We start from the raw sequence: 21787 nt of genomic DNA on the forward strand, positions 1-21787 counted from the left end.
ACTGTTGGAGGCACCTTAAAGCTTCCAACGATGGCAGGGTCAAGCGCTCTTTATCGCTTGACCTTCCCATCGTGGCAAGCTGCAAGCTGGCTCCCACCCCAACGGAGAAACCCCATGAAACTGCATATCGAAAGCATGACCTGCGGCGGCTGCGCACGCAGCGTGACGGCCACCATCAAGGACGTGGACCCGGCCGCCACGGTCGACATCGACCTGCCCGGCAAGAACGTCAAGATCGAGTCCAGCCTGCCGGTGGAAAGCTTCACCAAGGCACTGGAGGAAGCGGGCTTCCCGCCGCGGTAAGCACCACGTTCATGATCTGTGGTTTGTGGGAGCGGTGTAAACCGCGAAGCTGATGGACTTCCGGCGCATGGAATCGCCGGATCGCCATGGACCATCGGCTTCGCGGTTTACACCGCTCCCACAAAACCATCAGCCCCAACGTCCTCTCAGCGCGCGCGTTTCCACACTTCGCGCTCGACCCGGCGCTCGCCGTCCCAGCGCTCCAGCGTCCACACATCGCCTTCCAGGGTGTAGCGGAAGCTGTAGCTGCCGCCGTTTTCCAGCGGATACGAGGCCATCAACGGCGTCTCCACGTACTGCCCGTCCCCACTGCGATAGGTGCCCGAGCCGCCGGCCCAGAACTTGCCATCGCTGGTGGTGGTGAAGGCAAACCGGCCATCGGCCAATATCTTGGTGCCGGCCAGCTTCTGGCTGGCGTAATCCACCACCGCCCCTTCCGGGTTGACGAACTCCCCGGACTGCAGCTGCCAGGCGCCCTGCAGACCTTCAGCGCCCTGCAGACCTTCAGCGCCCTGCACGCTGGCGGCACCCAACATCATTGCAACGGTGGCGAAAGAACGCAGCAGCATCGGCAAGTCCTGATCGGGATGGGCCCGCATTGTGCGCATTCTCGCTGCCTGCGCGCCAATATCGGTTCATTGGCAACCTTTGCCGTAGCGCTATGATTGCCGCATTACAGGAATCAACGGCGGCGACAACGTGCAGACCCTACTCACCCCGGTATCGATTGGCGAACTGATCGACAAGATCACCATCCTCGAAATCAAGGCCGAGCGCATCACCGACACCGCCAAGCTGGCCAATGTGCGCACCGAGCTGCAGGGCCTGTGGCCACTGTGGCTGTCGCAGCAGGAAGCGCGCCCGTCGCTGGCCACGCTCAAGGACCAGCTCAAGGCCATCAACGAGCGCATGTGGGAGATCCAGGACCGCCTGCGCGAGAAGGAAGCGGCGCAGGATTTCGGCGCGGAGTTCATCACCCTGGCGCGCGGCGTCTACGGCACCAATGGCGAGCGCATCGTGGTCAAGAACGAGATCAACCGCGTGGCCGGTTCGGCGCTGGTTGAAGAGAAGCAGTACCAGGGCGAGTAAATCGCTGAGCCCCCTCCCTTTCGCGCAAGCGAAGGGGAGGGTTGGGGAGGGGTGCTCTTTGCAACAACCTCAAAGCCTCAAGCCAAAGCCAACCCCAACCCCCTCCAGCCTCCCCCTTGGCTGCGCCAAAGGGGAGGAGCAAAGCGCTGGCCCCCTCCCTTTCGCGTAGCGAAGGGGAGGGTTGGGGAAGGGTGCTCTTCGCAACAACCTCAAAGCCTCAAGCAAAAGCCAACCCCCTCCCAGCCTCCCCCTTGGCTACGCCAAAGGGGAGGAGCAAGGCACTGGCCCCCTCCCTTTCGCGTAGCGAAGGGGAGGGTTGGGGAGGGGTGCTCTTCGCAACAACCTCAAAGCTGCAAGCAAAAAGCCAACTCCCTCCCAACCTCCCCCTTGGCTACGCCAAAGGGGAGGAGCAAAGCCAGGCTTGGCGCAAAACGCTTAGAACGCTATCTGCGCCCACACGCCGGCTTCATGGCTTTCCAGCGACTTCGTCGCCGTTTCCTGCTTCAGCTGCTTGCCCACGGCGGCCAGCCGCAGGTGCTTGTTCGGTTTCCATTCCACGCCGACCATGTGGTACCGCTCGCGGGTGCGCGGATCGATGTCCAGACTCATCCGGGTCTCCTCGTGGCGGCTGAACACAGCGTACTGTGGACTCAGCTGGTAGCTGCCCCACACCGACCAGCCACGCTGGTCATCGCTGCCCGGCTTGACCACCCGGGTCCAGTCTTCCGCACGGAAGTACTGGGCGCCGATCCGCCCCCGCTCCCCCACCCAGCTGGCCATCGCATTCCAGCGCTGGGCAGTGTGCTCACGTGGTCGATCACCCGCATCCAGCGCGCGGGTACCGCGGTAGCCGCCCAGCGCCAGCTCAACACCCTTGGCCGGTGCCCAGCCCACCCGTGCCTCGACGTCCGGGCGCTTGCCCAGACGCGGCTTCTGGTAGCCACCACCGGTGACCACCGAAGCGGCATAGGTGAAGTCGCCGCGGGTGTACTGGCCGTGCACGCCGTAATCGGCCGCGTTGCCCATCTTGCTGCGGGTGATCAGGGCACCATCGACATAGCGGTAACCATCACGCGCCGACTCCTGCTGGATCCACGGCAACGGCGCATTGCCCAGCCGCAGCCAGTTGCCCTTGCCGAAGCTGCGCTGCAGATAGGCGTGGCGCAGCCACACGTCGGTAGGATCACTGTTGCGCAGCCACTGCACATCGGTGGTGACCTGCGCCGACCACTGCGCGTTGAAACGGTGGTCGACGGTGATGAAGGTACGCTTCAGATCCAGCGCCAGACCTTCATCGTCGGTGACCACGCCATCACGATCCAACTGGCTGGCGTTGACGAAGATCTGTGCCGACACCTTGGTGGCCGGCGCGGCGTCCTGCGCCCAGGCAACTGCCGGCAGACAAAGCACGGCCACTGCGCTGGCTACTGCATTTCGGGATACAAACGGCATCACAACTCTCCTGGTGCCAGCCGGGACTGGCGGTTTGCGATCAATCGGGTATGTCTTTGGCCTGCGGTCTGGCTGCGCGGCACTCGGAAAACACGTGTCTCCGGCCGTTGCTTCGGGCTCGCCCGTCCCCTGCGCTGACGACGGCGGCAGGCGCCGAACCGAGGGGACGATGCAATGTTCCAAGGCTGCCCGCCGCTGCCCGTGGGCAGCTTGCCGGCACCACCCGTGAACGAGGCGTTCTCCCATAACGGCAGCGACAGCCATTCATTGAACGCCGTTGTGGCCTTGCCCGCGGCATGGCGTGCCATGACTGCCGTGGGGAGACAACCATCAAGCCCCTCCCTTCGGCTGACAGCGCCATCCGGCCTGCCCCAACGCATTCCGCCAAGCTCGTTCATGTTTCCTGCCCTGCACGAAGCAGGTCCATTGTGGGCAAGCCGGGGCGCACTGGCCCTGATGATTATCAACCTCGCGGTGATCTGCCGTTCGCAGGAATTTGGCGCGGCCGAAACATTGCCCGGCGCAGAATCGATGTTGCCTGTTACCGCTGTTTCACCAAAGACGGCCCCACGCCGCCCGTCCCACGAGGCCCGCCATGTCCTACGTTGATGGTTTCCTGGCCGCCGTGCCGCTGGTCAACAAGGCCAGGTTCATCGAGCACGCCCATATTGCCGATGCGCTGTTCATCGAATTCGGCGCCCTGCGTGTGACCGAATGCTGGTCCGACGATGTGCCACACGGAACCCTGACCGATTTCTACCGTGCCGTGCAGGCCCGGGACGATGAAGCCGTGGTGTTCTCGTGGATCGAGTGGCCAGACAAGGCCACCCGTGACATCGGCATGCGCAAGATGATGGAAGACCCGCGCATGGATCCGGCGACCAATCCGATGCCGTTCGACGGCAAGCGGCTGGTCTACGGGGGTTTCCTGCCGGTAGTGCACCTGGGCGAGTAAACCGCTGCGCAGAATGCGCAACGGCGTAGCCCGGGTAAGCGCAGCGGACCCGGGGCCTATCTGCGCAAGACCGGCAAGACTGTGTGGATTTCATTCCCCGGGTGCACTGCGCTTACCCGGGCTGCGAAACTGCTGTGAGCGTGCAGGAGCGGGGGAAGAGCGCCGCTGACCCCGCGGTCAGCGCCCGCCCCCCAGCACGAGGAGCATCACCAACAGGCCGACCACAGCACCCAGCACCGCGAAGAAAATCTTCCACGCGCTGTAAGGGCGTTCGCCTGCCAGTTGCCCGGTATAGCCATTGGCCAGCACCTGGAAGCTGCGCCTGCCGTAGGTGTAACTGACCAGCCATACCGGCACCAGGATGTGTTTGAAGGTGCGCCTGCTGTAATCGGCCTGCACGCGCAGGTTGCGCTGGGTGTCGCCAGGCACCTGCTCGGAACACAGGCGATGCGTCTGCGCCTGCATCTGTTCCTCACCCTGCTCCGCAGCCTGACGCAGATCCACCTGGTAGCGCTCCACCGTCCACCCGCGCACGAACTCGGGCGAGTACGGCTTCAGGTCGCTGGTGGTCGGAAAGCGCCCGATCTTGGCCAGCAGTTCCGGATGCACGCCTACCGTGCCCGGCACCAGTTCATCATCGAAGAAATGCTGCAGCGAGCCGGATGCGGGTTCCCAGCGTATGCGGCGTTCCTGCCGGGTCTGGGTGTTCCCCTGGGAATCGCGGTAGCTGACGGTGACGTAATAGTAATAGCCAGCCTCGGCGGTCCAACGCGCCGCAACATGGGCGTCAAACGTCCAGTAAGGCAGGTAGACGCCCTTGAGCGTATCGGTCAACGCCGCGCGCTTGAGCTTGCTCGGCGCAAACCAGCGCGTGCCGTACCACCGGCGGATGCTGTCACGTACCTGGCCATCACTGATCTGGAACGGCAGCACGCTCTGCGGGGTAATCGCATCACCCAGCGATTCATGCGCGATGATCGAGGGCGAGCCGCAGAATTCGCAGCGGTCGGCCACCTTGCCATCGACGAACACCGAGATCGCATGGCAGCTCTGGCATTGCACCTCGCGCGGCTGTGCACCGTAACCGCGTTGTTCGGCCGGGGTTGCCGCCATGCTCTGCAGCATGCCAACCACGCCGCCTTGCGGTAACGGTGGCAGCGGAGGCGGGAGGGCTTCCTCCGCCTGCAGCCGCTGCAAGGCGGCCAGCAGGTCCTGCTCGACCACGCCGGCGCTGCCATCGCCCACGCCTTCGGCCGCCGCCGACAGCGGCACGATGGTGCCGCAGTAAGGACAGGCCAGGGCTTGCTTGGTGGCGTTCCATTGCAGGTCCCCGCCGCATTCCGGGCAGGGGTGTTTGCCAACTGTTGCGTTGTTCATCAGCCGCGCAGGAACTCTTCCAGTGCCGAGCGCGCAATGCGGGTGGCATTGCCGATCTTGCGTGCCTTCAGCTCACCGGCGGCAATCGACGCCATCACGTCCTCGACCGACACCGACAAAGCCTGCGCGGCCTGCTCGGGGGTGAGTACGTCCAGCGCCGGCGCATCCGTGCCGGCAGCCGGCAACGGCGGCGGCACCGCCGGACCGGGCACCACCGGCGCACCGGTCTGCATGTTGCGCATCATTTCCTGCGCCATGCCGAAGCCCATCGCCATCTGTGCCGGCACCGCGGCGGCAGCGGCACCTTCACCACCCTCGCCCATGCCATGGCCCATCTGGTACTTCACGTAGTCGTTGAGGTTGCCGATCACGCCCATGCTGGAGCGCTTGTCGATGGCCTGCTCCACTTCCGGCGGCACCGACACGTTTTCCAGGATGAAGCTGGTGATCTCGATGCCGTACTTGCCGGACATGGCCGGGTTGATGATCGGCAGCAGCGCCTCGCCCAGCTCGGAGTAGCGCGCCGCCACATCCAGCGCCGGCACGCCGGCCTTGGCCAGGGCTTCGGTGAACACGCTGACGATGCGCGAACGCATGGTGTCGGCAAATTCATCCAGGCGGAAATTCTGGTCGGTGCCGGCCACTTCCTTGAGGAACTTGGGCGGGTCGACGATGCGGAAGTCATAGGTACCAAAGGCGCGCAGGCGGACCACGCCGAAATCGGCGTCACGCATCATCACCGGATTGGCGGTGCCCCACTTGTTGCCGGTGAACAGGCGCGTATTGAGGTAATAGACATCGCACTTGAACGGCGACTCGAAACCGTACTTCCAACCCAGGATGGTGGACAGCACCGGGATGTTCTGGGTGCTCAGGGTGTGCTTGCCGGGGCCGAACAGATCGGCGTACTGGCCGGCGGCGACAAACTGCACCATCTGCGATTCGCGCACGATCAGCTGCGCGCCGTTCTTGATCTGGCGGTCCTCGTCGGGCCAGCGGTAGGACAGCGTGTCACGCGAGTCATCGGTCCATTCGATGATCTCGATCAGTTCCTTCTTGATGAAGTCCAGAATGCTCATGCTCGGTCCCTAGTCGACAAGGCTGTGATTCTACGGCGGGAATGTTAAGAACGCGCGTGACGCCACGCAGACATGACTGGGCGCAGCATGGCCGCATCTTCCGGACCCGCAGGTACGCCATGCGTGTACTGACCCTGTTGTTGACCACGCTGTTCGGACTGGCCCTGGCGACAGGCGGCGCCTGGTTGCTGGCCCTGCACGGCAGCCCGTTCTACCTGCTCAGCGGCCTGCTGCTGTTGGCCGTGGCCTGGGGCCTGTGGCGCCACCGACGCTGGCCGACCTGGTTGTACGCCGGTTGGCTGCTGGTGCTATTGAGCTGGTCGCTGTGGGAAGCCGGCCTGTACTGGTGGCCGCTGGCCACGCGCCTGGGCGTACCTGCCCTGCTCGGCCTGCTGATGGCCTTGCCGGCCTCGCGCCGTTCCAGCCCGCGCGGCTATACCGGCCCAGCCGGCTGGCCGGTGCTGCTGGCCTCGCTGGGGGTGGCGGCGGTGGCCTTCGCCGGCATCCCGCGGCATCTGCATGAGATCGATGGCCAGCTGCCGATGGAGATCGTCAACGCCACCCCGGCGCTGGGCGACACCCCGCAACCGGAAGGCGAATGGCAGGCTTACGGGCGCAGTGGCTATGGCCAACGCTACTCGCCGCTGACGCAGATCACCCCGGCCAATGTCGGCCAGCTGCAACTGGCCTGGCAGATGCAGACCGGCGACGTGCGCCTGCCGCAGGACGTGGGCGAGACCACCTACGAGGTCACCCCGCTGAAGATCGGCAATACCCTGTATCTGTGCACACCACACAGCCTGGCGTTCGCGCTGGATGCGGACAACGGCAAGGTGCTGTGGAAGTTTGATCCCGGTGCGGGCATGGAGCCGCAACGCCAGCATCAGACCTGCCGCGGGCTCTCCTATTACACCGAGCCGGCTGCCAACCCGTCTGTGGCAGCAACAAACGCGACCAGCTGCAGCAGCCGCGTGTTCCTGCCCAGCGCCGATGCCAAGCTGCATGCGCTGGATGCACAGACCGGCCAGCATTGCCCGGATTTTGGCAACAACGGCGTGCTCGACCTGCTGCACAACATGCCGTTCAAACAGGCCGGTTATTACTACTCCACCTCACCGCCACTGGTGGCCGGCGGCAAGGTCATCGTCGCCGGCGCAGTCAACGACGACTATGCGATCAACTCGCCCTCCGGGGTGATCCGCGCCTATGACGTGCACAGCGGCCAGCTGCTGTGGAACTGGGACTCGGGCAACCCCACCCAGACCGCGCCGCTGGATCCGAACAACCCCAACCAGATCTACACCCCCAGCTCGCCGAACAGTTGGTCGGTAGCCAGTGCCGATGAAGCATTGGGCCTGGCCTACTTCCCGATGGGCAACCGCACCCCCGACCAGCTTGGCATGTACCGCAGCCCGGCCGAGGAAACCTATGCCTCTTCGGTCGTGGCGCTGGATATCGCCAGCGGGCAGGTGCGTTGGGTGCAGCAATTCGTCCATCACGACCTCTGGGACATGGATACCCCGGCGCAACCGGTGCTGCTGGACCTGGACCTGCCGCAAGGCCGCGTGCCGGCGCTGGTGCAGCCAACCAAACAAGGCGACGTGTATGTGCTGGACCGTCGTGACGGCAAACCCCTGCTGCCGATCAGCCAACGCACCGCACCACAGTACGTGGACATTCCCGGCCAGTTCGCCGCACCCACGCAACCTGCGTCGGCGCTCAGCTTCGAACCCGAACCGCTGCGCGAGGCCGACATGTGGGGCGCCAGCCTGATCGACCAGATGCTGTGCCGCATCCAGTACCGGCAACTGCGCTATGACGGCCGCTATACGCCGCCGACGTTGCAGGGCAGCCTGATCTATCCGGGCAACTTTGGCACCTTCAACTGGGGCAGCGTGGCGGTGGATCCGCAGCGGCAGGTGATGTTCGGCATGCCCACCTACCTGGCCTTCGTGTCGAAACTGGTGCCAAAGCAGCAGGCCAGTGGCCGTGCGATGAACAAGGGCGAGCATGGCCTCAATGAGAACAAGGGTGCCGACTACGCGGTGGAAATGACGCCTTTCATGTCGCCTATCGGCGTGCCCTGCCAGGTGCCGCCATGGGGCACGATCGCCGCCGCCGATCTGCGTACCGGCAAGATCGCCTACCAGCATCGCAATGGCACCATCCGCGATCTCTCACCTGTGCCGCTGCCGATACGCATCGGTGTACCCGGCATTGGCGGACCGATGCTGACTGCGAGCGGCGTGGCCTTCATGAGCGCAGCCACCGACGACAACTTCCGCGCCTACGACCTGGCCAGCGGCAAGGTGCTGTGGGATGTGCGCATTCCGGCCGGTGGACAGGCCACGCCGATGACCTACCTCAACAGCCAGGGCGAGCAGATGGTGCTGCTGGTGGCGGGTGGTCATGGCTCGACCGGGACCAAGGCGGGCGATTATGTATTGGCGTACAAGTTGAAGAAGTAGGGGCTTCTACGAGTGGAGCGGGAGCAGAAGCACCCCTCCCCAACCCTCCCCTTGCCTTCGGCAAAGGGAGGGAGCGCAAGCAACAGCCCAGCGCTGCACGATCCGTCCCCTCCCTTGCGCAACGCGCAGGGGAGGGTTGGGGAGGGGTGCCTTTCGCGAGGAACCCGATCAGCCCAGATCAATCCGCGGCACGTCATACCACTCCGCATCCGGAAACCGCTTCAACACCCACTCCCGAATGAAGCCGCGGCTGTCCGTCGCAATCACTTCATCGCTACTGTCATCACGGCTGTTCCAGGCAACGCCATGCAACATGATCCCGCGCGCGGCAATCGCCTCCAGCGACAACAGCGTGTGGTTGATCGAACCCAACCGCCCGGAGGTCACCAGCAACACCGGCCAGCCCTTTTCGGCAACGTAATCAATCGTCAGCAGTTGCTCGGTCAGCGGCACCATCAAACCGCCGGCACCCTCGATCAACACTGTCTCGTAGCGCTCACACAAGCGCGCTGTAGCGCTCTCGATTGCAGAAAGATCCAACGCCCTGTGCTCCAGCCGCGCGGCCAGATGCGGCGACGCCGGGTAGGCGAACAGCGCCGGCATCGTGGTGCCGTCACGGTCCTCTTCAAACAAGCCAGTGCCCATGATGCGCCGGTGCAGCAGGATGTCATCGGAAGCGGCCACGCAACCGGTCTGCACCAGCTTCTGGGTGATCACGTCCTGGCCCTGCTCGGAACATTGCCGGGCCAGCCAACCGGTCACCACGGTCTTGCCGATCTCGGTATCGATACCGCTGACAAAAACAACCTTGCCACTCATGCGCGCATATCCTCTTCCTGCAGGCTGGCCACCAGCGTGACCATGCCATCACACAGCTGCTGCAGCTGTGCATCATCGATTACAAACGGCGGCATCACATAGACCAGCCGACCGAACGGCCGGATCCAGATGCCATGCTCCAGCATCCGCTGCTGGATACGTTCCAGCCGCAGCGATGCCTTCAACTCGATCACGCCGATGGCCCCAAGCACGCGCACGTCGGCTACCTGCTGCAGGGCACGTGCAGGTGCCAGACTCTCCTCAAGACGACGCTCGATCGCCGCCACCCTGCCCTGCCAATCCTGCGACAGCAGCAGCTGTACCGAGGCCAGCGCCACCGCGCAGGCCAGCGGATTGGCCATGAAGGTCGGCCCGTGCATGAACACACCGGGCTCGCCGCTGGCGATCACATCGGCAAGCTCGCGCGTGCATAGCGTTGCGGCGAGCGTCATGTAGCCGCCGGTCAATGCCTTGCCGATGCACAGGATGTCGGGGCTGATGCCCGCATGTTCACAGGCAAACAAGCGCCCGCTGCGACCGAAGCCGGTGGCGATCTCATCGCAGATCAGCAGTACGTCGTGCTCACGGCACAAGCGTGCCAGCTCGCGCAGGTACTGTGGATGGTAGAAACGCATGCCACCCGCGCCCTGCACCACCGGCTCGATGATGAAGGCGGCCAACTCATGGGCGCTTTCAGCGAACAGCTGCGCAAGCGGTGCGATATCGGCTGGGTTCCAGTCCTCGCCGAAGCGCGTCTGCGGCGCGGGCACAAAACGTCGAGTCGGCAGTGAACTACCGAACAAACCATGCATGCCGGTAACCGGATCGCAGACCGACATCGCGTTCCAGGTATCACCGTGATAGCCCGAACGCGTGGTGGCGATATTGCACTTGCCCGGCTTGCCGCGCGCCGCCTGGTACTGGATCGCCATCTTCAGCGCAACTTCCACCGACACCGAGCCGGAGTCCGCGTAGAAGATCGCGTCCAGCCCCTTGGGCACGATCTGCAGCAGCTGCTTGCCCAGCGCGATGGCCGGCTCGTGGGTAAGCCCGCCGAACATCACATGTGACATGCGGCCCAGCTGGTCAACCACAGCCTGGTTCAGCTGCGGATGGTTGTAGCCATGAATCGCGCACCACCACGAGGCCATGCCGTCGATCAGCCGGGTGCCATCCTCCAGCTGCAGCAGCACGCCATCGGCGCGGGCGACCTTGAGCACCGGCACCGGGCTGCCCAGGGCGCTGTAGGGGTGCCACAGGTGTTCACGGTCGAATTGATCAGTCAGCATCGTTCAGTACAGCTCTCGCCGCGGGAAGGCGGCTTGCAGGGGGCGTACCTTACCGCTTGCGCGGCTGCCCTGCATGCATCAGCGGCAGCGGGTCGAAGGGGCCATCACCGCCGTAGATGCCGTAGTGCAGATGCGGCGGCGTACCGCGCGCATTGCCGCTGTCACCCACGAAGCCCAGCACATCGCCCGCCTGCACGACGCGCCCATAGGCCAGCCCCGGCGCCCAATCCTGCAGGTGCGCGTAGTAATGCCGTTGCCCGGCCGGCCCGATCACCCATACCTGGCGCCCGCCCAGGCCACTGTCTCGCACCGCCGCAACCACGCCCGGGGTAGCGGCGACTACCGGCGTGCCGCGCTTGGCGAAGATATCCACGCCATGGTGTTTGCGCTCGCGCCCGCGTGGTGCGCCGAAGGTATCTGCAATCTGCCGCGGTTTGATGCCTTGCACCGGAACGGCTATCGCTGTTGGTGCCGGCAGGCGTGAAAGCTTCCAGCCTTCGCGGGCGACCACGCTGAAGGGCTGTCGCCACAGCCAGCTGGCGACCAAGGCCAGCACCATCAGCAACAACACGATACGTACGGCGCGCGGCCACTTGTTTCGTTCGGAAGACTTCAAGATTCGCCCAAGCTGTGTGTTCGAGATGGCGCAAGCTAGCAGCAGCCAAGCTGACATTTCCAGCACTTTCTTGCTGCCGACCGCAGGCAACCATCACTTCAAATTCGCTTCACATTGGCCGCATATCCAGCACATGCAGTGCATCTAGAATTCGTCGCCACCCCGCCAACAAGCAGGCATTCCGAAGATGGACATTCTCTACTTCGTCGCGCGGACACCAGCACTGCCGGCGACGATGTATCTGCTGATCCTGGTTGCCGCATGGTATTTCAGTCGATTGCTGTTCGATGCGCTTTCCATCCTCGGGTTCATTGGCTTGCTGATGGCTTTCCTGGCCAGCGACGGTGAAGCTGCCATGATCATTGCCGTTGCCGCGTGCACACACCTGTCGCTAAGCTTCGCCGGCAACAGGAAGCAACGTCGAAGCGAAATCAACAGCGAAGCAATTGCTCCCACCAACAAGCCTTGAGCGCCCCGATGCAGGAGCGACGTCAGTCGCGAAGCGCGTAGATCGTGGGATCGCCGTTGGTTTGACTGCCAACTGATGCCAGCTTCGCGGCTCACGCCGCTCCTACACAATGCGGTGCCGCTCATTCTTGTAGGAGCGACGTCAGTCGCGAAGCTCGTAGATCGTGAGATCGCCGTTGGCTTGACTGCCAACTGATGCCAGCTTCGCGGCTCACGCCGCTCCTACAAGAGCGTGGCATCACGCTCATCTGAAAACTTTCAGAACGATGCCTGCACCGCGGCCTCCCAGCGCGTACCGGCGGCCTGCCCCCCAAACAGCTCACGTGCGTGCTGGTCGGTGAAATGCCCGCTCAGACGCAGCTCGACCGGCGCCGCCACTGCCCATATGGCGCTCAGTTGGCCGTGCGCATAGCCACCGCCAACCGCATCCTGCAGCTGGTACCAGGCGGCGGCGGTCTCCACACGCAGGCGCGGTGACAGCGGCACGCGCGCGCCGACCTGGGTGTACAAACCATCCTGGCGGGTGCCCAGCGCCTCCGGCGACCAGCCCAAGGCCAGCCAATAGTTGTCCTTCCAGGTCAGCGTGGCATTGAGCTCGGTCCAGTTCAGATCGACCGTTGTCGCCGGATAGCGGTAGTGCAGCAGGTTGGCATCCAGAGCCCAGTCGTCGGCCAGCTTGCCGTTCCAGCCGACGATGAAGTCCAGCTCGCTGCTGGCATGCGTTTCCGGTGCGAACTCCACACTGGAGCCGGACACAGCCGCATACACCCCGCTGTCGCCAGCCACACGGAAACCGGCCTGTATGGCAGCGTCACCCTGGCTTTGGGTGGAGCCGCGCCAGACATAGTCGCTGGTCAAGGCAGCGCTGCCGCCGGTATCGATGGCCAGTGCATCCGCGCTGGCGACGAGTGCAACGAAGGCAGCGAAGTACAACGAAGAACGTGAGCGTTTCATGGGGTTTCCGAATGGGGCCACGCGAACTGCGCAGCGATGCGGAATTGTTCACGCGACGCCCATAAACCGGCGATGGCGACAAGCCGCGCGCCGCATCAAATCTGCGTAAAACCGGAAAGCCCTGCGCCTGCGTCAGTTCTCGCGCGTGAACACCTGCCGGGTCGCACCCGCCGGCATCGGTTCGGCGAAGACGGGCTTGATCTCCAGCGGTCCCCAGTCGCTTTCACAGTGGGTGAACTGCCACTGGCTGGGTTTGAAACGTGCGGCTGCACCATCCGGCTCACCGGTCGTGAACTCGGCCTGGATGTCATAGTCGATCAACGGTGTATTGAACCAGGCGACCTCACCGGCCTTGCAGTCGATGAACGGACGCGAAGGATCGACCACCCAGTCGCCACTCTCCGGATCGGAGTGATAGACCGGGCTGATGCGTTGATCGGCAGTCAAGCGCACATGCCCGGGAGATGTTTCAAGCACATCAACCCAGAGACCTGCCAGCTGCACCGGCTCCGGAAACTGCAGCGCTTCGAGCCCCCGCAATCCCAATGGCCGTTGTGGTTCGCCGTTGTCGAAGACATCGCGGCGATTGACCAAGGTGCCCTTGGGCACATTGAACTCGCCGTACTGGAAATCACGTTCCAGCACGAACTGGGCGCGGCTGCCCCGCTGCCAGCTCTCGATGGCGAACTCCCGTTTGAACTGGAAGGTCTTGTAGAGCAGCAGCCCCACCCATGCAGCCACCAGTACCACAAACACCGTGGCCAGCCGCACCGTCCAGCTGAAGAACGCGCGCCAATCGCCGTTGCCTTGGCGCCGGAAGCACCATGCCCTCACCAGCAGGCCAATCGCCACTGCAGCGCCCAGCAGCGGCAACACAAAGACCAACAGCAGAAACGGCCAGGAAATCAACGGTCCAGGAATCATCACGCACACAACGGCAGAAAGCTGGTCCCATCCTACCTTCCCTGTTCCGCTGCATGCACCTGCGGCATGAGCACCAAACAAATCCGCATCAGCCGACGTCCAAACAACCGATCCGGACTCATGTAGCACACGGAAAACGCGGCAAAATGGCCTCCCCTCCACGCAACCACGGCCATGAAGTCCAGCAGCAAGCCCCTGCACCCTCTCCGCAGCTGGTTGAGCATCGAGCGCAACCAGACCAGCCACGGAGAGAAGTGGATCTCGGCGCTGGGCGCGCTGATCGGCATCAGCGTGGTCTACCAGCTCACCCATTGGTGCTTCCCGGGCGGCTTTGGCAACCATGCCGGCGGCGCGATCCTGCTGGCCTCGATGGGGGCAAGCGCAGTGCTGGTGTTTGCCGTACCGCATGGCGCCCTGTCGCAGCCGTGGGCGGTGATCGCCGGGCATCTGGTATCGGCCTTCATCGGCGTCAGCTGCCAGCTGATGTTTCCCGAACAGGCCTGGACCGGAGCGCTGGCCGTGGGCCTGGCCGTCGGCGCCATGCATTACCTGCGCTGCATCCATCCGCCCGGTGGCGCCACCGCGCTTGCCGCGGTGATAGGTGGCAGCGATGTGCATGCACTTGGCTATCACTACCTGCTCACGCCGGTAGCGATAAATGTCGCCGCCATCCTGTTGGCCGGGGTAGCGTTCAATGCCTGCTTCGCCTGGCGCCGCTATCCGGTGCACCTGCATCGGCGTCGCCAGCAGACCGTGAGCATGCCGTCCTCGCAGCGCCACGTGGATCTGACCCAGGAAGACTTCCACGCCGCCATCGGCCAACTCAACTCCTTCGTCGACATCACCGACGAGAACCTGACCGAGCTGTTGGAACTGGCCAAGCAGCATGCCGAGCGCGATGCCTTGCACCCGGCGCAGATCGAACCCGGCCGCTGCTACAGCAATGGCCGGCTCGGACGTGCCTGGAGCGTACGCCGGGTATCGGTGACACCGGCCCTGTCCGGGCCCTCGGCCGATCGTCTGGTATATGCGGTGGTGGCCGGCGATGGCATCGGCGATATCGGCCATGCAACCGCGGCCGAGCTGCGCCAGTGGGCGCGCTTCGAAGTATCGCTACGTGAGGGTGGGCGCTGGGACAAGCTTGGCAACGCTTGACTCCGCCAGCCGGCCGACACCACGCGTTACCAGGATTCAGAGCGAGAACAGTTCCAGCACGGCACCGAACAGAGCGATCGGCAGGCGACAGGAGAGCGATTCATGCATGCCGAACCAGTTGCAGGCAACCCAGCCGAACGGCATCAGCAGCAATCCCAGGATCAGCGCGTCGGTGATCCAGTTCCAGTGCTGCCGGCGCACCAACTGCAACACCGCGTCCACCAAGAATCCCACCAGCATCAGCAGTGCAACAGCCCCCAACAGCAAGGCAATGCCCAGACCGGTATCACCGCGATGTTGTTGCGTGGACGCATACGCGACGGCCATGCGCGTGTACAGCAGCAACGCCAGCAAGGGCGTAACGAACGCAGCAATGCGGATCACAATCGACCACGGATAACGCGAGTACCAGGCTCGGCGCGGCGAATCAATCACGATCGGGCGCCCCCAAGGGAAACAGATGGCGGTAGACGCGTGCCTCATCCACCGCACGCGCGAAGGACGGACGCTGCAGCAGGCGCTGGCGGTAGTCCAGCAGTAGCGGGTAGTCGTCGCTGATGCGGTGCGTCCAATCGGCGTAGAACAGCGAAGGCGCTGCGGCACAGTCGGCCATCGAGAAGGCCTCACCACAGGCCCATCGACGGCCCGGCAGCTGGCTTTCCAACCAGGCGTAGGCAAGTTCCAGCTTCTGCACACTGAAAGCGCGCGCCTCATCGCGCTTGCCATCGTCGCCACTGAGCGCGCCGTTCACTGCATGCTGCACCGGGCTCATCACATGCAGGTCGAAGAAGCGATCATGGAAGCGTACATCCAACGCCTGCATCGGATCCTCGGGCAGCAATCGCACCCGCCCGGAATGCTTCAACTGCAGGTGTTCGATGATGATGCTGGTTTCCACGATGCTGCGCTCGCCATCGAGTAGCAGCGGGAACGTTCCCAGCGGCCAACGCTGCAGCCATTGGCCGATGTGCTCTGGCGTGTCAGGGCCGAGTTCGCGGAACTCGAAGGCGATGGCGTTCTCGTACAGCGCGATCAGCACCTTCTGCGTATACGAGGAAAACGGATGACCGTAGAGCACTAAAGACATGACGAAGTCTCCATTATCGGAATCGCAGCGGGATATCCCGCTTCCTGGACAGGCTCTTCACTGCGTGCAGCCTGCATTATCCGCTGGCTGCTGACCCGGCGCGCATCGCCAGTCCACAGTCGCTGCCAGCCGGTTGCCCGCTGAAGCGTTCGGCGATCCAGGCGATGGCACGATCCGCCGAGGCAATCGCCGTGGTGGCATGGCCAGTGTCTGGCAGGCGCAGGTAGTTCACGGCAGCACCGCGCTTGCAGGTCTGCTCGAAGAAGTTCCAAGTGACCGGCGTCGCCACCAGGCCGTCTGCATCGGATTGCACCAGCAACAGCGGTGCCGAACCGGCCGCCAGCGCCGTGATCGAATTGCGTGCCATCAAACCATCCCAAGGTGCGCGACCGCTCAGATCCAGACTGCCCAGGCGCGCGCGCAAGCGCAGCAGGCGCACCAGCGCCGCCGCCGAGAACGGATCGCCCTCGCAACCGCTGGTGGCACGCTCGATCACGCCACGCGTTGTCCTGTTGGCGATGGTGGAGAGATCCGCACCGTAGACCTTGGACCAGCTGCGGGCAGTGAATGCGGTCAACAACCCGCGTACCGTCGCATCGGCACGCTGCATATTGGCCGCCAGATCGGTGGGTGGCGACACCGCGACCACGCCCTGCAACTGCAGATCCGGCGCATAGCTGCGCGCACGTTGCGCGCTGAACAATGCTGCATGCCCGCCCTGCGAATGGCCCCACACCGCGAAGCTGCGATTGGCGCCCGCCGCCGGGATCGCTGTTGCCGCGCGTACCGAGTCCAATAGCGCCGCGGCGGTGGCGTCACCGGCCAGATACGCATGCGGCCCACGCGTACCCAAGCCGGGATAGTCACTGGCCACCACCACCCAGCCACGGCCCAGCATGTCGGCCAATCCCGGGATCCGGTCCAGCGTTCGGATGGGTGTACAGGCCGGATCGATGCCCACCGTGCCATGCGCCCAGGCCACCACCTCACGTCCTTGAACCGGACTTGGCCCGTCGGGGGCGATCACCACGCCGGTGGATTGGGTCGGATCGCCATCGACATCGGTGGTTTCGTAGCGTATGCGCCAGGCCTTCGCGCCGGCGGGTGCGCCCTCGCTGGCGATCGCCTCCAGCAGCTTGCCCGGTGCCGCAATCGCTGGGGCACTGCCCAGATGCAGCAGAGAGACCAACACCAGCCAGCGCATCACGGCGTTCTTCATGCGTTCCAGTCCCTGGGGCATCCGGTTGCGCTGATGCTAGCTCAAACCGCGCGGCAAGTTCGACGAAGGCGTGTCAGTTCCCGACCTCGCCCCCCGAGATCAAAAGGCGGACGGCAACTGCGCCGTTACAATGCCGCGCCAGCATCCTGTTTGCCGCAGCCCTGCAGCTGCGGCCGCTGCCGTCATCTGGAACCGAACTCAATGACACTCTCGCTTCTGCCGCAGAACATGCTTGGCCATTGGACGGACCGCACCCCCGCGGTCTGCGAGTTCCAGCACGGCAGCACATTGATCTTTGTCGAATACGTCGGCGCCTATCCATTGGAGCGCAAGCTGGCCAGTGCCCAGCAGACCATCGACGATGCGTTCGCGGAATGTGCCTGCGCGGTCGCCTTTGCCTCCGCGGTCTCCGCTGCAAGGCATCCCGCTTTCTGGAAGCATGCCAACCGAATCGCCCTGACGCAGGCATTGCTGATCGTGTTCAGCATCCGCTACGTTCCAGATTGCGATCAGCCCATCTATGAGATTTCGTGGAACCCACGCTTCCGAGCGGAATCCGGCGTCGCGTACTCTGAAGACTGGCTGGAGGAAACCGTTGAAGTAGTCGCCCCCATGGATCTTGAGTTCATCCGCGTGAAGCGGATCGGCAGGCACCAATATCAGCTTCTGGATGGATCGCCGGCCTAGAACTGCCCCCGCTCCACACCCTGCCTCCACGCCTCCGGCCGCGGTGTCCATTCGCCCTCGCCAAGCACGGCCTCAAGCAGGTTCTGGATGGGATAGCCCAGGTGCTGCTGCGCGGCCAGGCCGCCATCGTTCATCTGCGCCGCGGCCACGAAGGCGCGGAACGCGCGTTCGTCGCCTGCTGCAAGCGCGGTGATCTTCTTGGCCAGGTCGTAGGAGAGCCGGTTGCCATCGTCCGCCGCCAGGAACGACTTGCCGGACCAGAAGGCCTGGATGCTGTCCTGGTTCCAGTAGGCCGCGTGCTGGGCGGCAATCTCGTGCGGGAAGTACATCTGCGCGCCCGGTGCAGCCAGCTGCGGGTACAAGGTGTGTTCGGTATTCACCGCCAGGCCCTCGTTCAACCACGCCGGTATCGGCAGGTGTTGCAGCAGGCAGTGGGTGAGTTCATGGGCAATCACCGGCTCCATCGAATCGATGATCTCCAGTGGCATCACGAAGTGGCCGTAGCCGGCCTTGATGAACATGCCCGATGACATGGCGTACTCGCCGCCGTCCGGGTAGTAATGCGATACGTAGGCGTAATAGTCCTCCTGGTCGGCAAACACCATCACTACATGCTTGCCAAGACCGGGCGCGACTGCGAGATCGCCAAGGCTGCGATTGATCCGCGAAAGCAGGCGCTGGCAGGTCGCGAGGAATACCTCGCCGGGCCTGTCCATCAGGTTCGACAGCAGCAGGAAGTCCGCGGACTCGGTGATGCGGTAGTGCTCCCCCAGTTGCTGGTTGAGCGCTTCCAGCCACTCCTTCGCCGCCGACGTGCGATGGATATGCGTCGCGTCGGCATCCATTCCCGTCGGTGCGTCCTCGCTGATACGTTCCCAATCCGCGATGGGCAGCCGGGTGCCGTCATACCAATGCATGCGCACCGGAACACGCGGCAATGGCGCTACTTTCGCAGACCTCTTTTCGCGAGACAGGTGCGTTGCCAGCCAAGCAATCAGGATGAAGACCACGAGGAAGAACGCCACCGCATAGAGTGCGTCCTTTCCTTTTTCCCTGTCATCAGCGAACGGACCGACGTCTGCAGCCGCTACAACCGACGGCAGCACGGTATGCGCAGCATCATCCGAAGCCGCCAGTGAACTGCCGATGCCGGGTGCCAGCAGAGCAGGAATCAAGAAGAATTTCATATTGCTTCATCTACCTGTGCCAAACCAATTCCAATACTGAAGTCACTTTCCATCCGATCTATTCATCTGTCTGCGGTAGCTTCCGAAGCAGGAAGCCACCGCACCCGTCGCTCCGGAAGAGCCGCACAGCGGCACCTGATTCTGTGGGAGCGGCGTAAGCCGCGAAGCTGGCCATCCCTCCCATCTGCATGTGCCATGGATCTGGGCCGTTTGAAATCATCGGCTTCGCGGCTTACGCCGCTCCCACATGCAACTGTTGCTACCGCGAGCCCAACACGAGGAAGTACTTCTCGTCCTTCCCTGATCCAACCCGCAAGCAGCCATCGTCCGTCTTCCGGTCCAGCGCATGATCCCGATCCAGCGCCAGATGCCGGAACACCACACCGATATCACCAGACGCGGTTACGATCCATGGCGTTTGGCAACTGTCGCCATCGCCACTTGCAATGATGGCCTGCAACAACCCGTCAAACCCAAAGCGCACATCCGCATCATCGTCGGCAAGGCTTTCCAGCGCATGCAAATGCAAGGGATACCGCCGCAGAAAATCCTGGTAAAGCTGCATACGCGCGCCAGCTGGGCCGCCCGCCTCACCCAACGCAGCAAGCTGGCTGCGCAGTTCGAGATAGCCCTCGGCCGCCGCCAGCTCATCAGCCCCGTTGAATGGCGAGCTGGCTTCGGCGGGTGTCGGCCCGAGTTCGCGCCGCAACCATGCGCCGTAGTAAAGATGGGCGAACTCATTGGCGCCAAGCCCCTTATCACGAGCGATGAATCGGGCCAGCAACTTCGGATGGAACGTTGCCTGCTCAGGCTCCAACACCGCGTCCGCGCGCACGCCAGCGACGATCGCCATCATGTCCGGCCCTGCCGCATCACCGCGTGCCCACAACTGGCGTCCCGCGCGATAGCTCATCGGTGCTACAGGACCGTCATTCGTGCTTCCATAGCGCCGGACCAGCAACATCACATCGGTCCCGGCGCTATGTGTATAGCCGTCAACCGCCAGGACGTCGTCGTTCCAATCCGATGCAGCGTTCTCCCGACCATCCAGCGCCACCTCGCGGAACAGCAGGCAACGATTACCGGGCAGCCAGGTGTTCGCGCATCCAGCCGATGTCTCCTTGATCTGCAGCAGTCGTTCCGCTCCCTGCACACCGTAGTGCGCATCCTGCGCAAGCGCCGTCCCTTCGAAACGCAATACCCCGCCAAATGCGTCGCCAAGCTCCAGTTGCGGCCGGTCCTTCTTCGCCTGCTCAACGCGCATGCGTAGCGCATGCCCGCCGGACAGCATCTGCAGCAGGCGCAGCTCAGCGTTGTAGGCCGGCTTCTGGCAGGTCAATGCAGACGCGCGCTCATGCGGCTGCCTGCGCAGACTAAGCTGCCAGGCCACCTCGCGCTGCGAATCAGCGCCCTGCACCTGATAGCGCCGCAGCACCACCTCGCCATCCACCTGCCGCTTGCATAGGCCGCTATGCACTAGCAGAGACGGTTCCGCTGACGGGCCTTTTTCCTCGACACCGAATTGCAGCAGCGGCGCATCCGCGCCCTCGCCGAACCAGGTTCGCGGCATTCCGTCCTTGTCCACCGCAGTGAGCAAACGCCAGCGGTAAAGTGGAAGCAGCTGTTGATAGCGCTGGGCGGTCTGACGTGCTGCAGATTCGTCGGGGTGCGTTGGAGGTTGCGCCAGTGCAGCCGGCATTGATGCGGGCTGTTGCCCAATCGCCAGTGCGGGCAACGCAAGTACAGCAAGCGCGATCGCCGTGCGGATTCCGGACAAGCGGCGAAGACGAATCGCGGTCATTCCACATCTCCCTATGTGGCTCTGGACTGTCGAACAGTCCAGAGCGCCTTCAACAATCGGCTCAGTCAATCAATCCTGCTATCGAACTTCGGTGCCCCTGTTGCCGCTGAACGCCGACCCTTCGCGACGAAGGTAACCGGGCATTTCCGCGATCTCAGGACTCCACCTCACATGTCGCTTCATCGGTGAGCAGCGCGGGGTCTACCGGCCGGGTGGTATCGATGAGCGCACGCTGCTCCTCCGTCGGATCCCCCAACCACCAGACCTGGCAGCGCGAGACCAGGCGGCCAACCATTCGGGCTTGCTCAGGCTGGTAAAGCATCGCCAACTGATGCGTACCGCACTGGTGTGCCTGGCAGGCCGTGTAATACCACCATGTTTCCTGGCCCAGCAGCTTCGGGACGCCAGGCGCGCTGGGGCCACTGAGCAGACGGTCGCGCTGCGAAGGCACATCCGGATCGGCGGTGTCACCCTGCGCGGCCTCTTTCAGCAACGCATCGAATGCTGCAGTCACTTTGGCATCGGCACGCCCACAGTTGTCCACGCTGTTGCCACCTACCAGGGTGAAGAAGTAAGTGGCCAGCGGGTTCTCTTCGCAGCTCGGCTCATGATCGAAGCCTGCCGGCGTGGGGACATCGCTATCACCCTCCTCATACGGCGCGGAAGCAGTGTCTTCAGGTTCATTCGTCACACCAACACCGCCGGATGCAGCCGGTTCCTGCGCCGCTACGGCGTCGGCGGCAGCATCATCGGCCGCAGGCACGGCTGCCTGCTTGCAACCCAGCAGTGAACCCAGCGCCAAGGCCACCCACAAAATCCGCAACTTCATCTACCACCCCAGGTAATCAGCACATTGCA

Annotated in this window: 23 protein-coding genes; 8 read left to right on the top strand and 15 right to left on the bottom strand. The window is 63.8% G+C overall.

The features are described 5' to 3' along the window. The first annotated feature begins 114 nt into the window (after window positions 1–114). Window positions 115–303, top strand: coding sequence for a heavy-metal-associated domain-containing protein (locus tag RT131_RS05475; protein ID WP_313170968.1), 189 nt, complete (start codon window positions 115–117; stop codon window positions 301–303). Window positions 304–449: 146 nt separating this feature from the next. Here the strand turns inward: RT131_RS05475 and RT131_RS05480 are convergent, their stop codons facing one another. Then, a complete protein-coding gene (locus RT131_RS05480; protein WP_313170970.1) occupies window positions 450–872 on the bottom strand; it encodes a hypothetical protein in 423 nt (140 codons plus the stop codon). Window positions 873–1002: 130 nt separating this feature from the next. Between RT131_RS05480 and RT131_RS05485 the strand changes: the two genes are divergently transcribed. Next, window positions 1003–1392 carry a DUF6165 family protein gene (locus tag RT131_RS05485; RefSeq protein ID WP_313170972.1) on the top strand — a complete coding sequence of 130 codons (390 nt, stop codon included), beginning with the start codon at window positions 1003–1005 and terminating at the stop codon, window positions 1390–1392. A gap of 435 nt (window positions 1393–1827) precedes the next feature. Here the strand turns inward: RT131_RS05485 and RT131_RS05490 are convergent, their stop codons facing one another. Next, window positions 1828–2844, bottom strand: coding sequence for a hypothetical protein (locus RT131_RS05490; protein ID WP_313170974.1), 1017 nt, complete (start codon window positions 2842–2844; stop codon window positions 1828–1830). 225 nt (window positions 2845–3069) lie between these two features. Here RT131_RS05490 and RT131_RS05495 point away from each other — a divergent pair, with 225 nt between their 5' ends. Both RT131_RS05495 and RT131_RS05500 read left to right on the top strand, forming a co-directional pair. Further along, the gene (locus RT131_RS05495; protein ID WP_313170976.1) at window positions 3070–3453 is read left to right on the top strand and encodes a hypothetical protein; all 384 of its coding nucleotides are present in this window, start codon (window positions 3070–3072) and stop codon (window positions 3451–3453) included. Continuing rightward, window positions 3440–3799, top strand: a complete 360-nt coding sequence (locus tag RT131_RS05500; RefSeq protein WP_313170978.1) for a DUF1428 domain-containing protein — start codon at window positions 3440–3442, stop codon at window positions 3797–3799. Before RT131_RS05495 ends, RT131_RS05500 begins: the two co-directional genes overlap by 14 nt. Before the next feature lie 177 nt (window positions 3800–3976). On the opposite strand, the gene RT131_RS05505 is transcribed toward RT131_RS05500, so the two are convergent. Continuing rightward, complete coding sequence (locus RT131_RS05505) at window positions 3977–5176, bottom strand: zinc ribbon domain-containing protein (protein ID WP_313170980.1); 1200 nt, start codon at window positions 5174–5176, stop codon at window positions 3977–3979. Further along, window positions 5176–6255, bottom strand: a complete 1080-nt coding sequence (locus tag RT131_RS05510; RefSeq protein ID WP_313170981.1) for an SPFH domain-containing protein — start codon at window positions 6253–6255, stop codon at window positions 5176–5178. The genes RT131_RS05505 and RT131_RS05510 overlap by 1 nt, the downstream gene beginning before the upstream one ends. A gap of 119 nt (window positions 6256–6374) precedes the next feature. On the opposite strand from RT131_RS05510, the gene RT131_RS05515 reads away from it, so the two are divergent. Beyond that, on the top strand, window positions 6375–8723 hold the full coding sequence (locus tag RT131_RS05515; protein ID WP_313170983.1) for a membrane-bound PQQ-dependent dehydrogenase, glucose/quinate/shikimate family: 2349 nt from the start codon (window positions 6375–6377) through the stop codon (window positions 8721–8723). 168 nt (window positions 8724–8891) lie between these two features. Here the strand turns inward: RT131_RS05515 and bioD are convergent, their stop codons facing one another. From bioD to RT131_RS05530, 3 genes are read right to left on the bottom strand one after another with little or no spacing between them, the layout of a single operon-like run. Continuing rightward, on the bottom strand, window positions 8892–9542 hold the full coding sequence (bioD, locus tag RT131_RS05520; RefSeq protein ID WP_313170984.1) for a dethiobiotin synthase: 651 nt from the start codon (window positions 9540–9542) through the stop codon (window positions 8892–8894). Next, complete coding sequence (gene bioA, locus RT131_RS05525) at window positions 9539–10831, bottom strand: adenosylmethionine--8-amino-7-oxononanoate transaminase (RefSeq protein ID WP_313170986.1); 1293 nt, start codon at window positions 10829–10831, stop codon at window positions 9539–9541. Before bioA ends, bioD begins: the two co-directional genes overlap by 4 nt. Before the next feature lie 49 nt (window positions 10832–10880). After that, the gene (locus tag RT131_RS05530) at window positions 10881–11390 is read right to left on the bottom strand and encodes a M23 family metallopeptidase (protein ID WP_313171342.1); all 510 of its coding nucleotides are present in this window, start codon (window positions 11388–11390) and stop codon (window positions 10881–10883) included. Between the two features lie 244 nt (window positions 11391–11634). Between RT131_RS05530 and RT131_RS05535 the strand changes: the two genes are divergently transcribed. Beyond that, window positions 11635–11916, top strand: coding sequence for a hypothetical protein (locus RT131_RS05535; protein ID WP_313170988.1), 282 nt, complete (start codon window positions 11635–11637; stop codon window positions 11914–11916). A gap of 257 nt (window positions 11917–12173) precedes the next feature. Here the strand turns inward: RT131_RS05535 and RT131_RS05540 are convergent, their stop codons facing one another. After that, window positions 12174–12869 carry a TorF family putative porin gene (locus RT131_RS05540; RefSeq protein WP_313170990.1) on the bottom strand — a complete coding sequence of 232 codons (696 nt, stop codon included), beginning with the start codon at window positions 12867–12869 and terminating at the stop codon, window positions 12174–12176. Between the two features lie 132 nt (window positions 12870–13001). Continuing rightward, on the bottom strand, window positions 13002–13793 hold the full coding sequence (locus tag RT131_RS05545) for a hypothetical protein (RefSeq protein WP_313170992.1): 792 nt from the start codon (window positions 13791–13793) through the stop codon (window positions 13002–13004). Window positions 13794–13967: 174 nt separating this feature from the next. Between RT131_RS05545 and RT131_RS05550 the strand changes: the two genes are divergently transcribed. Continuing rightward, window positions 13968–14948: an HPP family protein gene (locus RT131_RS05550; protein WP_313170994.1), complete on the top strand. Its 981-nt coding sequence runs from the start codon at window positions 13968–13970 to the stop codon at window positions 14946–14948. A gap of 36 nt (window positions 14949–14984) precedes the next feature. Here the strand turns inward: RT131_RS05550 and RT131_RS05555 are convergent, their stop codons facing one another. The 3 genes from RT131_RS05555 to RT131_RS05565 all read right to left on the bottom strand — a co-directional run bounded on the left by RT131_RS05555 (window position 14985) and on the right by RT131_RS05565 (window position 17254). Next, window positions 14985–15383 (bottom strand): hypothetical protein, encoded by a 399-nt coding sequence (locus RT131_RS05555; RefSeq protein WP_313170995.1) that lies wholly within the window; start codon window positions 15381–15383, stop codon window positions 14985–14987. Further along, on the bottom strand, window positions 15376–16035 hold the full coding sequence (locus RT131_RS05560) for a glutathione S-transferase family protein (RefSeq protein ID WP_313170997.1): 660 nt from the start codon (window positions 16033–16035) through the stop codon (window positions 15376–15378). Before RT131_RS05560 ends, RT131_RS05555 begins: the two co-directional genes overlap by 8 nt. A gap of 76 nt (window positions 16036–16111) precedes the next feature. Further along, entirely contained in the window at window positions 16112–17254 is a 1143-nt protein-coding gene (locus RT131_RS05565) for a lipase family protein (RefSeq protein ID WP_313170999.1), read from the bottom strand. A 201-nt stretch (window positions 17255–17455) separates the two neighbouring features. On the opposite strand from RT131_RS05565, the gene RT131_RS05570 reads away from it, so the two are divergent. After that, entirely contained in the window at window positions 17456–17941 is a 486-nt protein-coding gene (locus tag RT131_RS05570) for a hypothetical protein (RefSeq protein WP_313171001.1), read from the top strand. Here RT131_RS05570 and RT131_RS05575 read toward each other — a convergent pair. From RT131_RS05575 to RT131_RS05585, 3 genes are all read right to left on the bottom strand, one after another. Next, window positions 17938–19128 (bottom strand): hypothetical protein, encoded by a 1191-nt coding sequence (locus RT131_RS05575; RefSeq protein WP_313171003.1) that lies wholly within the window; start codon window positions 19126–19128, stop codon window positions 17938–17940. The two genes, RT131_RS05570 and RT131_RS05575, sit on opposite strands and share 4 nt — an antisense overlap. 259 nt (window positions 19129–19387) lie before the next feature. Then, on the bottom strand, window positions 19388–20929 hold the full coding sequence (locus tag RT131_RS05580) for a hypothetical protein (protein WP_313171005.1): 1542 nt from the start codon (window positions 20927–20929) through the stop codon (window positions 19388–19390). Between the two features lie 154 nt (window positions 20930–21083). After that, entirely contained in the window at window positions 21084–21758 is a 675-nt protein-coding gene (locus tag RT131_RS05585; RefSeq protein ID WP_313171007.1) for a hypothetical protein, read from the bottom strand. Window positions 21759–21787: the final 29 nt, after the last annotated feature.

This window comes from Stenotrophomonas sp. (assembly GCF_032066555.1).
Classification (GTDB): domain Bacteria; phylum Pseudomonadota; class Gammaproteobacteria; order Xanthomonadales; family Xanthomonadaceae; genus Stenotrophomonas.